This is a genomic window from Undibacterium sp. 14-3-2 (assembly GCF_016595265.1).
Classification (GTDB): Bacteria; Pseudomonadota; Gammaproteobacteria; order Burkholderiales; family Burkholderiaceae_D; genus Undibacterium; species Undibacterium aquatile.
On record NZ_JAENGS010000006.1, the window covers coordinates 231,317 to 245,516 of the forward strand.

At 48.2% G+C, this 14,200-nt stretch carries 10 protein-coding genes; 1 reads left to right on the forward strand and 9 read right to left on the reverse strand.

Annotated elements, in window-relative coordinates:
- Positions 1-34: 34 nt before the first annotated feature.
- The 3 genes from Undi14_RS14645 to Undi14_RS14655 all read right to left on the reverse strand — a co-directional run bounded on the left by Undi14_RS14645 (position 35) and on the right by Undi14_RS14655 (position 2,850).
- Positions 35-340, reverse strand: a complete 306-nt coding sequence (locus Undi14_RS14645) for a DUF1294 domain-containing protein (RefSeq protein ID WP_200181141.1) — start codon at positions 338-340, stop codon at positions 35-37.
- A gap of 182 nt (positions 341-522) precedes the next feature.
- Positions 523-1,884 carry a tRNA 5-hydroxyuridine modification protein YegQ gene (yegQ, locus tag Undi14_RS14650; protein WP_200181144.1) on the reverse strand — a complete coding sequence of 454 codons (1,362 nt, stop codon included), beginning with the start codon at positions 1,882-1,884 and terminating at the stop codon, positions 523-525.
- A gap of 81 nt (positions 1,885-1,965) precedes the next feature.
- On the reverse strand, positions 1,966-2,850 hold the full coding sequence (locus tag Undi14_RS14655; RefSeq protein WP_200181146.1) for a DMT family transporter: 885 nt from the start codon (positions 2,848-2,850) through the stop codon (positions 1,966-1,968).
- Positions 2,851-3,339: 489 nt separating this feature from the next.
- Between Undi14_RS14655 and Undi14_RS14660 the strand changes: the two genes are divergently transcribed.
- Complete coding sequence (locus tag Undi14_RS14660) at positions 3,340-5,433, forward strand: acyltransferase family protein (protein ID WP_200181148.1); 2,094 nt, start codon at positions 3,340-3,342, stop codon at positions 5,431-5,433.
- A gap of 335 nt (positions 5,434-5,768) precedes the next feature.
- Here the strand turns inward: Undi14_RS14660 and typA are convergent, their stop codons facing one another.
- The 6 genes from typA to rimP form a co-directional block, all read right to left on the reverse strand.
- On the reverse strand, positions 5,769-7,604 hold the full coding sequence (gene typA / locus Undi14_RS14665; protein ID WP_186885707.1) for a translational GTPase TypA: 1,836 nt from the start codon (positions 7,602-7,604) through the stop codon (positions 5,769-5,771).
- A gap of 188 nt (positions 7,605-7,792) precedes the next feature.
- Entirely contained in the window at positions 7,793-8,725 is a 933-nt protein-coding gene (gene truB / locus Undi14_RS14670; protein ID WP_186885706.1) for a tRNA pseudouridine(55) synthase TruB, read from the reverse strand.
- A gap of 35 nt (positions 8,726-8,760) precedes the next feature.
- A complete protein-coding gene (rbfA, locus tag Undi14_RS14675; protein ID WP_186885705.1) occupies positions 8,761-9,150 on the reverse strand; it encodes a 30S ribosome-binding factor RbfA in 390 nt (129 codons plus the stop codon).
- 57 nt (positions 9,151-9,207) lie between these two features.
- The gene (gene infB, locus Undi14_RS14680) at positions 9,208-12,057 is read right to left on the reverse strand and encodes a translation initiation factor IF-2 (protein ID WP_190480822.1); all 2,850 of its coding nucleotides are present in this window, start codon (positions 12,055-12,057) and stop codon (positions 9,208-9,210) included.
- Between the two features lie 47 nt (positions 12,058-12,104).
- On the reverse strand, positions 12,105-13,664 hold the full coding sequence (gene nusA / locus Undi14_RS14685; RefSeq protein ID WP_186885703.1) for a transcription termination factor NusA: 1,560 nt from the start codon (positions 13,662-13,664) through the stop codon (positions 12,105-12,107).
- Entirely contained in the window at positions 13,661-14,146 is a 486-nt protein-coding gene (gene rimP, locus Undi14_RS14690; RefSeq protein ID WP_186885702.1) for a ribosome maturation factor RimP, read from the reverse strand. Before rimP ends, nusA begins: the two co-directional genes overlap by 4 nt.
- Positions 14,147-14,200 lie beyond the last annotated feature (54 nt).

Genomic DNA, 14,200 nt, shown 5'->3' on the forward strand with positions numbered 1-14,200 from the left:
ACGCAGACAGATCAATGTGACGACCGCCACTTTTTTAATGTGCGTTTGCGAAAAATACGCAGGCGGCAAGCAATGCAAACAACAACAGCCAATGCAACGCCAGCATCAGAAAAAACCAGCGCAGAAACGGTCGCTTCATCGACTTGTGGCGTAAAAATTTGTGCGCCAGCAGCGCCCCCGGCCAGCCACCGATCAAGCTCAGCAACAGTAAATTTTTCTCCGGGACGCGTGATCTGCGCTGTATCGCCGCTTGTTTGTCGTAAAAATAAACCAGAAAACACAGCAGACTGAGCAGCAGATAGTAAGTCAGCGTCAGCGCAAGTATGAGTAGATAGGACACAGGCTATGTGCGAAAAGAGAAACCACGCCATCCAGCGGCTAAAAAAATACTCCCCCGGAGTATCTAAAAACCCCCTTTGTTTATAAGGACATCAGGGTGTTTTTACGAAAAACAGGGGGGAGTATCCGAATTTTTCCTCAATACTGCTTTAATACTGCATCAATAATGACGCAATTTTTCGCTTACAACATTTTCGCCAGCAAGGCTTTTTCGTATTTCGCATCCAGCGGAATGCGCACAGTATGACCTGCACCGCCAATGATGTTCAGCGATTGATTTTCTTTGTTACGCATTTCTGACAGCGTCACGATTTCGTTGCCATTCGGTGAAATGATTTCGATCTGATCACCGACGGCGAAACGGTTTTTCACTTCAACCTCTGCCCAGCCATCGGCGACGTTCAGCACCTGACCAACATACTGACTACGATGTGCCTGCGACACGCCTTCCATATAGTTCTGATGATCCTGCGTGTGATGACGCTGATAGAAACCGTCGGTATAACCGCGATTCGCCAGACCATTCAACTCACCCAGCAATTGCGGGTTAAACGGACGACCAGCCACCGCATCATCAATCGCACGACGATATACCTGTGCAGTACGTGCGACGTAATACAGCGACTTGGTACGACCTTCAACTTTTAAAGAATCGACACCGATTTTCGCCAGACGCTCAACGTGTTCAACGGCGCGCAAGTCTTTCGAATTCATAATGTAAGTGCCGTGCTCATCTTCCAGAATAGGCATGAGCTGACCTGGCTTGGTCGATTCTTCAATCAGATAAGGACGGTCTGCCAGCGGGTGACGCGGCATATCGCCCATCGCTGAGAACGATTGATTGGCGTCTTCCAGCGCCTTGTTGAAATCGAATTTAATCGTTTCCACCGGAATCCGTGCAAGATCGCCGGTTTCGTTTTCAGCGGCGTTTTCGACCTTGTAATCCCAACGACAGGAATTGGTGCAAGTACCCTGATTCGGATCGCGGTGATTGAAATAACCAGACAATAAGCAGCGGCCAGAATAGGCGATGCACAACGCTCCATGCACGAATACTTCGAGTTCCATGTCCGGGCATTCCTGACGAATTTCCTCGACTTCATCGAGCGATAATTCACGTGACAGAATCACGCGGGTCAGCCCCATTTTTTTCCAGAATTTCACGTCCGCCCAGTTAACCGCATTCGCCTGCACCGACAGATGCACCGGCACTTCCGGCCATTTTTCGCGCACCATCATGATCAGACCGGGATCGGCCATAATCAATGCATCCGGTTTCATGGCGATCACCGGCTCCATGTCGCGCAGATAGGTTTTGAGCTTGGAGTTATGCGGGAAAATATTGCTGGCAACAAAAAACAATTTGCCACGTGCATGGGCGTCGCTGACGCCTTGCTGCAAGACGTCCAGCGTAGAAAATTCGTTATTACGCGCACGCAGACTGTAACGTGGCTGACCGGCATACACCGCATCGGCACCGAAGTCGAATGCGGCATGCATTTTTTCCAGCGAACCTGCTGGCAGTAAGAGTTCAGGAGATTTCATGATAACAACATTCCGTAACGAGACCGCAGCGTAACTAGCGCCAGCGGAAAATTGGGTAAATAACCTGCTATTTTACTGCGATTAAGTGTGTTTCTGTCGCAAAGTACGGATTTCATTCCCGACTAAAGCGGCCAGCACCAGCGCACCACCGGCCAGTGTGGCGGTTGCGGGCACTTCCCCCGCCCCCAGCCACGCCCACAACGGCGCCAGCAAGACTTCCAGCAAGGCCAGCAGCGCCACTTCATGTGCTTTCAGGTGGGCGGAAGCCTTCACCATCAGCGAACACGGCAATCCAAGTTGAAAGAAACCCAGTGCGCCGAGGATCAACACGTCTTGCATTGAAGCCTGAAATGGCAACGACAAGGGCAACATCGCCAGCGCAGAAAATGTCCCACCCAGAAACACCGCCGGAATCAGATCGACCGTATGTGAACGGCGTTTCAGCAGAATCATGTTCACCGATGACGCCAGCGGAATACCGAGCGCCACCAGCATACCCAGCACGCCGCGACTGTCAGTCACCGACAAATTGCCGGCGAACATCCAGCCCATGCCGCAACCGGCCAGCGCAATCGCAATCCAGCTGGCAACCGGAATCCGCTCTTTCAGTACCAGCCACGACAGCAAAGCGGTGAGCAGTGGTGCCAGACTTTCCATCACCGAGGTATTTGCTACCGTGGTCAGCGTCAGCGCAGTCATGAAACAACTGTACATGATCGCCCACATCAGGCCAGACACCGCACCCGTACTGCCCATCAGTTTTAAACGACTAGCAAAGCCACGACCATACTGATGCAGCATCAGCCCAGCCACAAAAATCCCCGCAAACAGGCTACGCCAGAACACAATTTCAAACCCTGCCGCGCTTTGCAAATGGCGGCTGGCAACACCGGCAGTACTCCACAAAGTGGCAGCGGCAATCATCAGCAATATGGCTTGCTTACGCCTCGACCAACCCTGACTCATTTCATCCCCATATCTTCGTTCTCATTTGTAGCAACTCCCCTCCTTAACCTCTTTCGAGCGAACGATACTGAGCCAGTACGCAGCATATTGAGGGACTCGTATCAACATAAACTTTCCAATGTAACCGGAATAAAGCAGAGATGACAATGAGGAAAACCCGCAAAATGAAGAAGTAACAATTGAATGTGCCGACTGGAACGACCAGAAGAGAAAATAGTTTTTCGTACAAGTAGCTCCACTTAGCACCACAACTTAGTACCATCATTTCAGCAAATTTTTTACGACCAATTTACGAATGGCGGGGCAAAACAACGTAGCTCCAGTTGGCGAACTTGATATAAACGATAGCAACAAATTGAAATAAAAAAACATTATTAAGTAGATAATATTATCAAGTTGAATGTATAATCTGGCATTTTTTTATCAGCCTTTATGATCAGTTATCTGTAGTTATCTTGAAGCAAATGGACCATCTGTAATCGAGTATTAATGACATCTCCAAGCCAGCCTCTTTCCCACCCCAAATATCGCCCCGACATTGATGGATTACGCGCAATGGCTGTTATAGCCGTCGTCGCTTTTCACGCATTTCCAGAATGGGTAAAAGGTGGCTTTATAGGTGTAGATATCTTTTTTGTGATCTCAGGCTATCTCATCACGACGATCATTCTTGAGAACCTGGAAAAAGGTACTTTTAGTTTTAAGGAGTTTTATGCCAGACGCATTAAACGCATCTTCCCTGCCCTGATATGCGTTTTAGTGGCTTGCTTTGTTTTTGGCTGGTTTGCGCTTCTGGGCGATGAGTTAATCCAGCCAAGCAAACATATCGCTGCTGGCGCAGGTTTTATGTCAAATCTGCTGTTATTGCGTGAAGCTGGTTATTTTGACAATTCAGCAGATACCAAACCATTGCTACACTTATGGAGTCTGGGCATAGAGGAGCAGTTTTATATCTTTTGGCCACTACTGCTTTGGTTTCCCTGGAAGCGAAAACTCAATATTTTTATCATCATCGTTCTCTTTGCCAGTATTTCTTTTTTCTTCAATATTAAGGGAATTGAGCAGTATCCCACGACAACCCTCTACTCGCCGCATACACGCTTTTGGGAACTGTTATCCGGAAGTTTACTGGCTTGGCTTTCTGTGTACAAAAACGAAAATTTCTCCAAGTTTACACAGAGACTTGACAAGTTTTTTAACTTTATTTTCTATAGCAGCAAGCGTCAGAGTGACGGCAAAACCTTATCCAATATATTTTCTTTCGCAGGCTTCATGTTTTTGGCGTACGGTTTTACGCATATCAACAGCGACATGCCATTTCCGGGGAATTGGGCATTAATTCCTGTAGCAGGTGCCATGCTGATCATTTTTGCGGGAGCTCAGGCATGGAGTAACCGTATTGTATTATCGAATAAAGTGGCTATCTGGTTTGGCTTGATCAGCTTTCCTCTTTACCTGTGGCACTGGCCAATCCTGTCTTTTATAAGAATCGTAAAAAGTGGCTCGCCAAGTCTTGACGCGAGAATTATCGCTATCCCACTCTCCGTCCTGCTCGCATGGTTGCCAGTAAAAGTAATTAGAAAACCCTTCAGGCTTGGGATGTATAAAAATAAGGTCACGCTCGCAATCCTTTGCGGCCTCATTATCGCAACGGGAGTTTCTGCTTTATTTGTTAGTCAAGCCGCTCTCGCGCAATCGCATGGATATGACAAATCAACCATCAAAAGAAGAGATTTTGAGCATGCTTTCGGCGCTTCTGAAACATGGTTCAGAGGAAAAGGCGACTGGTTATTTTTAGGTAACGCTCACGGTAAGTTGGTTGAGAAGCTTCAACTTGCCGTTGTTCCCACCGGCAGCGATATTGCAACCATAAAAGAGAGTTTTTCAAGTATTGCCACGGTGAGCGCCCAATACAATATAAAAACTGTTTTACTTGTTGGGCCAGATAAATCCAGTATTTATCCGGAATATTTGCCCGATGAACTAGTTCCATCCAAAAAGAGATATATAAGCTTCTTTTTGGACGAACTAAAAACCATTCCCAATTTAACGATTTATGATCCGACAAATGATTTACTAAACGCGAAAAAATCTGCAGGACTTGTTTATTGGATGACGGAGTCTCACTGGAATAACAAAGGCGCATTTTTGGCGTATTCCGGTTTCACAAAATTGTTTAACTTACCTACGCCTGGTGTCAATTTTCAATATAAATCAACTTACGCTGGAGACCTGATCGGTCTTTCTAATTTAAAAAATTTTCCACTGCACAAAGAAGATAATTGGGAAGTGATCTGGAAAAATAAGCCACAGTTGAATAAATATAAAATTCCAAATGAACATGAATCAGCATTCGGCACAGCCGAGATTATTTATAACCAGAAACCACTGTCAGACAAATATATTTGGGTTGTTGGTGATTCATTCGCAGGCTCTTTAAAGCAATACTTTAACGCGACTTTCAAGGAAATTTATTATGTTGGCCACTGGTCAGAAAAGCTTAAAGATTTGCCTGCCAAGCTCGCCAAGGCCGACAGGAAGCCAGATATGATCGTTATTGTGAAAGTTGAGCGTTCATTCTGAATCAACTTACCAGATCAAAATATTTTGCTAAAACAAGCGACTCACAAGATGAATTCTCTATAAATACAGAGGTGAACGTATCTCTTTTACATAAAGGCAAACCGTTCAGCCTGCGCATCACTCACACAGCCCCAAAACTGGCAATTGAGGAAAACACTTCGACTCGTCGAAGCAGCCACCCCAAATTATTTTTATGGAGGGGGAGAGTCTGAATAGTGCGACGGCAAATCCAACCACCTGCCTGAAAAATGCATAGCCTATAAACCTGGATTTATTAAACAAAAAACCGCAGACTAAGCTGCGGTTTTTTATTGTCCGGATAAACCCTGTCGGGATTACGCTTCGCGGGAAGCTTTTTTACGCTCGTGTTCTTTCAGGAAACGCTTACGCAAACGGATGCTCTTCGGTGTCACTTCAACCAGTTCGTCGTCTTCAATAAACTCAACCGCATATTCCAGAGACATTTGAATTGGTGGTACCAGACGCACCGCTTCATCCGTACCGGAGGAACGAACGTTAGTCAGCTGTTTACCTTTGATCGGGTTAACCACGAGGTCATTGTCACGGGAATGGATACCGATGATCATACCTTCGTACACTGGATCGTTATGGCTGACGAACATACGGCCGCGATCTTGCAGTTTCCAGATCGCATAAGCAACAGCCGCGCCGTCATCCTGAGAAATCAACACGCCATTGCGACGGCCAGCCAATTCGCCTTTGGTATTATCCACTGGTGCGTAGTCATCAAACACGTGACTCATCAAACCTGTACCACGTGTCAATGTCATGAATTCGCCCTGGAAGCCGATCAGACCACGTGCTGGAATACGGTATTCCAGACGCACACGACCTTTACCGTCCGGTTCCATGTTTTGCAGATCGCCACGACGACGACCCAACTCTTCCATCACGCCACCCTGGTTCGTTTCTTCAACGTCAACGGTCAGGTTTTCGTATGGCTCATGACGTACGCCATCCACCATTTTGAATACCACGCGTGGACGGGATACGGCCAACTCGAAACCTTCACGACGCATGTTTTCGATCAGAATTGTCAGATGCAACTCACCACGACCAGAAACTTCGTATGTGGAATCATCACCTTCAGCCTGCACAACGCGCAACGCCATGTTCGATTTCAATTCCTTTTCCAGACGATCGCGGATCTGACGTGTTGTCACGAATTTACCTTCGCGACCGGCCAGCGGCGAGCTGTTGACCATGAAGTTCATCGTCAAAGTAGGCTCATCAATCTTCAGCATAGGCAAGCCTTCTGGCGCATCTGGCGCACAGATAGTCGAACCGATACCGATTTCTTCGATGCCATTGATCAGCACGATATCGCCAGCCAGTGCTTCATCCACTTGCACGCGATCCAGACCTTTGAAAGTCAGTACCTGATTGATACGTGCCTTCGTTGGCTTATCGTCAGGACCGTTCATCCAGACAACATCTTGCAAGGCTTTCACTTTACCGCGCAAGATACGACCAACGCCGATCTTACCAACGTAAGACGAGTATTCCAGTGACGTGATTTGCAATTGCAACGGGCCATTCGGATCATCTTCACGCGCAGGAACGTGTTTCAGGATCGCATCAAACAATGGCTCCATGTTACCGTCACGCACTGTGTCTTCCAGACCTGCATAACCTTTGAAACCGGATGCGTAAACAATCGGGAAATCCAGTTGTTCGTCAGTTGCACCGAGCTTGTCGAACAATTCGAAAGTCGCGTTAACTGCTTTTTGCGGATCAGCATTTTCACGGTCGATCTTGTTCACAACGACGATAGGCTTCAGACCCAGCGCGAGTGCTTTACGCGTCACAAAACGTGTTTGTGGCATTGGGCCTTCTTGCGCATCCACCAGCAACAAAACGCTGTCAACCATGGACAATACACGTTCCACTTCACCACCAAAGTCAGCATGGCCCGGGGTATCAACGATGTTGATGTGCGTGCCTTTGTATTCCACTGCGCAGTTTTTGGACAGAATCGTGATACCACGTTCTTTTTCGATATCATTCGAATCCATCACGCGGGAATCGACCTGTTGGTTTTCGCGGAAAGTACCGGATTGACGCAATAATTGGTCAACCAGTGTGGTTTTGCCGTGATCGACGTGAGCGATAATGGCGATGTTACGAATAGCGCGTTTTGTAGTGGACATGGTAACGTTCATTTGGGGTAAATCGGATAACCGACGATTATAACATGCTGCAACGCAAAAGCATAAAACGCCTATTATTTCAAGGAGTTGCTACAAAGCGATGACAACGGAAATGATGATAGGCACTTCAGGCATCCATCACGCCTGCCGCACAACATCATCAGATCATTCCTTTGTGCGGATAAATATTATTCCTGCGTATTAATCAGGCGCTCCGGTGCAAGAATACCGAATTCCTGTAGCTGAGCAGAACCCAGTAATTTCCCGTCAGTATCGCGATACACACGGACTCTGCCAGTCATTTGCGGCAGCTTAACGGCTTCTTTGCCAAGCGCCAGCCGTTGTCCATGCAGAAAACGTACGGCTAATTCTTCATTCAAATGCACTGCAGGAAAACTAGATAGCAAAGCATCCACAGGGTCAAGCAAAGCCAAACGCTGTTCTTCAGGCAGAGACTCCAGATAGTCCAGCGTAATCGATTTCTCCAATACCAGATGGCCGACCTGAATACGGCGCAATTCTTTCAGATGCGCACCGCATCCGAGCGCAGCACCGATATCCTCACCCAGTACGCGGACATACGTCCCTTTGCTGCACTTTACTTTGAGGCTGAGCAACGGAGCATCATAGCCAAGAAATTCCAACTCATGAATCACCACATTGCGCGCTTCGCGTTCCAGTGTGACACCCGCCCGCGCATACTCATACAAAGGCTTGCCATCACGCTTCAGTGCCGAATACATAGGAGGAACCTGCGCAATCGGGCCTGTGAATTGTGCCAACACCTGCCGTATCTGCTCTTCAGTGACATCAACGCTTTTCGTCTCAAGCACATCGCCTTCAGTATCACCGGTTGTGGTAGTAATGCCAAGATGCACAACTGTCGTATACGTTTTATCCGCTTCCAGCAAATCCTGCGAAAATTTGGTCGCTTCACCAAAACACAAAGGCAGTAAGCCGGTTGCAAATGGATCCAGCGTGCCCGTATGACCTGCCTTCATCGCATTCAGAAAGCGCTTTGCTTTTATCAATGCGTCATTACTGGAAAAACCAACCGGTTTATCCAATAGCAAGACGCCGTGCACAGGAACACGGGGGCGTTTTTTAATCTGAGTTGTCATAAGTCTGGAAAGCCGGGGCGAACTCCGGTCAGAAATCAGTTTTCGCCGTCGTCTTTAGCGCGAGTGGCATTCGCTTCATCAATCAGCTTAGACATGGCCATGCCACGTATTGTTGAGGTGTCGTGGATGAAGTGCAATTGCGGCAGAGTGTGGATATGCAAACGCAAACCCAATTGGGCTCGCAGGAAACCAGCGGCACGTGTCAGTGCATCATTGGTTGCTTTGATTGCGACAGCATCATCCGCCAAGGTCGTGAAGAAAATTTTTGCGTGTGCGTAATCGGGCGTGAGCTGCACTTCCGTCAGCGTGATCATGCCGACGCGCGGGTCCTTTAACTCAGACCAGATAATTTCAGCCAGATCTTTCTGAATCTGATCAGCAACGCGCAAACCACGTCCCGGTATATTTTTACTATGTTTTGCCATAAATTATTTTTTGCCTCTACAAACTACAACCCCGGCCTGGGCCGGGGTTGGCTTGAATTACAGAGTACGTGCAATTTCCTGTACTTCAAATATTTCTAGGTTATCGCCAACCTGAATGTCGTTATAGCCTTTCAGCGACAAACCACACTCCATACCGGCGCGAACTTCTTTAGCATCATCTTTGTAACGCTTCAGGGAATCCAGCTCACCAGTCCAGGTAACGACATTGTTACGCAACAGACGAACTGACGATGTACGCTTGACCACGCCATCAGTCACCAGACAGCCTGCGATAGCACCGACTTTACTGACCAGGAACACCTGTTTAACTTCAACCATACCGATGATCTGCTCACGTTTTTCCGGAGCCAGCATGCCAGACAAGGCCGCTTTCACTTCATCGACAGCATCGTATATGATGTTGTAGTAGCGAATATCCACACCATTCGACTCTGCCAGCTTACGTGCAGACGCATCAGCGCGGGTGTTAAAGCCAATAATAACGGCCTTAGAAGCAACCGCCAGATTAACGTCATTTTCAGAGATGCCGCCAACTGCCGCGTGCACAACCTGCACACGCACTTCGCTGGTAGACAATTTCTGCAAAGACTGAACCAGTGCTTCCTGCGAACCTTGTACGTCGGTTTTGACGATGATAGGCAGATTTTTAACTTCACCCTCGCCCATGTTTTCAAACATGTTTTCGAGTTTAGCAGCCTGCTGCTTAGCCAGCTTAACATCACGGAATTTACCTTGACGGAACAAAGCAATTTCACGTGCTTTGCGCTCATCAACCATCACCATGACTTCTTCACCAGCAGCTGGTACCTCTGTCAGCCCCTGAATTTCTACAGGAATCGATGGGCCAGCTTCGGTAATATTGACGCCATTCTCATCCAGCATCGCACGGACGCGGCCATAAGAAGAACCAGCCAGCACCACATCACCGCGTTTCAAAGTACCGGACTGCACCAGAATAGTAGCAACCGTACCGCGACCTTTATCCAGACGGGCTTCAACAACCAGACCTTTGGCTGGCGCATCTTTCGGTGCTTTCAATTCCAGCACTTCCGCTTGCAGCAAAACGTTTTCCAGCAGTGAGTCTATGCCCAGACCGGTTTTTGCGGACACCTGAACGAATGGTGAGTCGCCACCGTATTCTTCTGGAACGACGCTTTCAGCGATCAGTTCTTGAGTCACGCGATCTGCATTGCCACCCGGTTTATCAATTTTATTGATAGCAACAACGAGTGGCACGCCAGCCGCTTTTGCATGTGCAATCGCTTCTTTTGTTTGCGGCATCACGCCATCATCGGCCGCCACCACCAGAATCACGATATCGGTCGCTTGTGCACCACGTGCACGCATCGCAGTAAATGCTTCATGGCCCGGCGTATCGAGGAAAGTGATCATGCCACGCGGAGTTTCAACGTGGTAGGCACCAATGTGCTGAGTAATACCACCGGCTTCGCCAGACGCCACTTTGGCACGACGAATATAATCCAGCAACGATGTTTTACCGTGATCAACGTGCCCCATTACCGTCACTACCGGAGCGCGCGGGAAGGATTCGTACTCGGCGTGTTCTGCAACGTCCGTCAACAGAGCCTCAGGATCATCGAGTTTTGCAGCGAATGCTTTATGCCCCATTTCCTCAACCAGAATCATTGCTGTTTCCTGATCGAGAACCTGGTTAATCGTGCACATCTGACCTAATTTCATCAAGTGTTTGATGACTTCAGATGCTTTAACAGACATTTTGTGCGCCAACTCTGCAACTGTCAGTGTTTCCGGCACAAATACATCTTTCACAATCGCTTCGACCGGCACCTGGAAATTCGATTCACGCTCTTCATGATGACTGTTACGGCGTCCTTTAGGACCACCTTTCCAGCCGTCGCGACCACCGGAAGTATCACCGCGGGTTTTCAGGCCACCGCTACGTTTTTTAGAATCTTCCTGCCAGGTTGAAGATACATTCGCGGATTTAATCGCTTTCTTATCACCAACAGCCGGTTTTTTCTCGTCTTTCTTGTCTGCACTTGCCGCAACTGGCTTTTTATCGCCGGCTTTTTTATCGGCAGGCTTATGCAAAGTACCTTCAGCCTTAGGGGCAACTGCAGGCGCAGGTGGTGCAGCCTTCACAGGCCGACGCGCTGCATTCATCATTTCTTTGATCTGCGCAACTTCGTCAGCCACTGCTTTTCTTGCTTTTTCTGTTGCTGCTGCACGATCAGCCGCCTCTTTTGCTTCTAAGGCAGTTTTTTTCTTTGCTTCTTCTGCGTCCAAACGTTTTTTCTCTTCATCTGACTGGGAAGGCTTCACTTCCACAGTTTTTGCTGCTGCAGCTGCCGCCGCCGCTTGCTCTGCCTTTAATTGATCTGCCGCCGCTTTTGCCGCTTCAGCTTCAGCCGCTTCTCGCATCGCTTTTGCCTGCGCCTCTTTTTCGGCTTCCAGCTTAGCAAGTCGCTCCTGCTTTTCACGCAGCTCAGCTTCTTGTCGTGCAATCAACTCAGCCTCGCGGCGCGCATCTTCCTCGCTGACCGCTGGCTCTTCAGGCTCTGCTGCTACAGTCCGCGCCGCCGCGTCATCCGCGACCACTTCATCGCGTTTGACGAACGTACGCTTCTTACGAACTTCAACCTGAATGGTGCGAGATTTGCCTGTAGCATCCGCCTGCTTAATCTCCGTTGTCTCTTTACGAGTTACAGTGATTTTTTTCTTTTCAATGTCAACCGAAGATCCATGCGAACGACGCAAATGTTCCAGCAATCGGTCTTTATCTTCTTTTGTCAATGAATCTGACGTCGAATTTTTTTCGACACCTGCCCCACGCAATTGCGTGAGCAACAAATCCGCTGACATTTTCAGCTCGGTGGCAAATTGGGCAACGTTGTTACTCGCCATTCAGTCCTCTTTTTCTATGTGCGCGTTATGAATATGAAACCCGTGAATTACTTTGCTTCTACGAGTTTCCAGGCATTGGCTAACAAAGCCTTGGCCTGATCATCATATTTAGCGTCGATGAGTTTCATCTCATCATCGGTCACATCTTCAAATGCTTCTTTAATTAAATGGCGTGAACGGTCGGCAGACAATGCCAAAATCGCGCCAAATTCGTCGTATGCCAAACCAGCAAAAGCTGCCAGCGTCTTGATGCCAGCCAGCCCCAGCTTGCCAGCGGTCACACGTGTCATACCTTCAAGGTTGATCAGTTCATCATCCATGCCTTCCAGGCCTTCTTCAGAAGCGATCGCTTCCGTCAAAAGCGCATCACGTGCACGGTTACGCAATTCAGTAACCGTATCTTCGTCAAATGCTTCAATTTCCAGCATTTCAGTGATAGGCACATAAGCGATCTCTTCCAGACTGGAGAATCCTTCCTCAACCAGAATTTCAGCAACTTCCTGATCAACATCCAGTTTTTCCATGAACAAAGCACGGATACCGGCAGTTTCCTGCTCTGCTTTGTTGGCAGATTCTTCTGCTGTCATGATATTAATTTGCCAGCCAGTCAATTCGGCTGCGAGACGTACATTCTGACCGCTACGGCCTATGGCAATCGCAAGATTTTCTTCGTCAACCACCACATCCATACCATGCTTATCTTCGTCCACCATGATGGACGACACATTCGCCGGTGCCAATGCACCAATGACAAATTGAGCTGGATCTTCGGACCACAACACGATATCAACGCGCTCGCCGCCGAGTTCACCAGTCACAGCCTGAACGCGGGAACCACGCATACCAACGCAGGTACCAATAGGATCAATACGTTTATCGGCAGTATAAACAGCGATTTTTGCGCGAACGCCTGGGTCGCGAGCTGCAGACTTGATTACCAGAGAACCCTGTTCAATTTCGGGTACTTCCAGCTCAAACAATTTCATGATGAATTCGGGTGCTGTACGGGATAAGATCACCTGTGGTCCGCGAGCATTGCGATCAATGCGCAAAATATATGCACGGACACGATCACCAACACGCAGATTTTCCTTAGGAATCATCTGATCGCGTGGCAGGCGAGCCTCAATTTTACCAGACTCGACCACCGCGTCACCACGCTCCATACGTTTAATCGTACCGGTAACAAGAGAATCGCCGCGTTCAAGGAAGTCCGCCAGAATTTGTTCACGCTCAGCATCACGAATGCGCTGCAATACCACTTGCTTGGTATCTTGTGCAAAACGGCGCCCGAAATCAACGGATTCGATTTCTTCTTCGATATAGTCACCAATCTGAATTTCGGCGTCATCTTCGACCGCTTCGAAATGCAGAATTTCCTGATCTGGCAGTTGCAAGCCAGCCTCATCAGGAACCACATGCCAGCGGCGGAACGAGCGGAACTCACCAGTGTCGCGATCAATTTCAACGCGAATATCTACTTCACCTGGAAAACGCTTTTTTGTCGCTTGCGCCAAAGCATGCTCGAGCGCGCCGAAAACAACTTCTTCATCGACATTTTTTTCGCGTGCCAGCACATCAACCAATAACAACAAATCACGACTCATGCTTTGCGACTCCTAAAATCCACTTGTGGCACCAGGTGTGCCTTATCCACATCGGCGAGCGAAAACTCCAGCAGAGCCGACCCATCTTTTACTTCAAATTCCAGCTTCAGATTATCACCTTCAGGCTCATGCAAAATGCCTTCGAAAGTTTTACGGTTTGGCGTACCGGGCAAAGGCATACGTAATTTCACTGTCGCTTTTTCACCCGCAAAACGCACATAATCCGCAAGTTTCTTCAGCGGCCGGTCGAGGCCTGGCGAAGACACTTCCAGACGATTGTAATTAACATTTTCAACCGTCAGCACATGCGACAATTGATGACTGACTTTCTCACAATCTTCGACTGTGATATTGCCCTTCTCAATGTCGTCCGGCAAAAAATCGATGTACACCCTGAACAAGCCACGTTCAGCCTGTTCAAAATCCACCAGATCATATCCAGTGCCGTTGACAGTCTTCTCTATTAAATCCAACAAAACCAAACTATTCTCCGAAAGTCACAAACCTGTACACATACTAAAACTCAGGCATATCAA

Coding starts and splice junctions, on each gene's coding strand:
- typA (WP_186885707.1), bottom strand. CDS start 7,604: ATGTCCACTACAAAACGCGCTATTCGTAACATCGCCATTATCGCTCAC.
- infB (WP_190480822.1), bottom strand. CDS start 12,057: ATGGCGAGTAACAACGTTGCCCAATTTGCCACCGAGCTGAAAATGTCA.
- truB (WP_186885706.1), bottom strand. CDS start 8,725: ATGACAACTCAGATTAAAAAACGCCCCCGTGTTCCTGTGCACGGCGTC.
- yegQ (WP_200181144.1), bottom strand. CDS start 1,884: ATGAAATCTCCTGAACTCTTACTGCCAGCAGGTTCGCTGGAAAAAATG.
- Undi14_RS14660 (WP_200181148.1), top strand. CDS start 3,340: ATGACATCTCCAAGCCAGCCTCTTTCCCACCCCAAATATCGCCCCGAC.
- Undi14_RS14655 (WP_200181146.1), bottom strand. CDS start 2,850: ATGAGTCAGGGTTGGTCGAGGCGTAAGCAAGCCATATTGCTGATGATT.
- rbfA (WP_186885705.1), bottom strand. CDS start 9,150: ATGGCAAAACATAGTAAAAATATACCGGGACGTGGTTTGCGCGTTGCT.
- nusA (WP_186885703.1), bottom strand. CDS start 13,664: ATGAGTCGTGATTTGTTGTTATTGGTTGATGTGCTGGCACGCGAAAAA.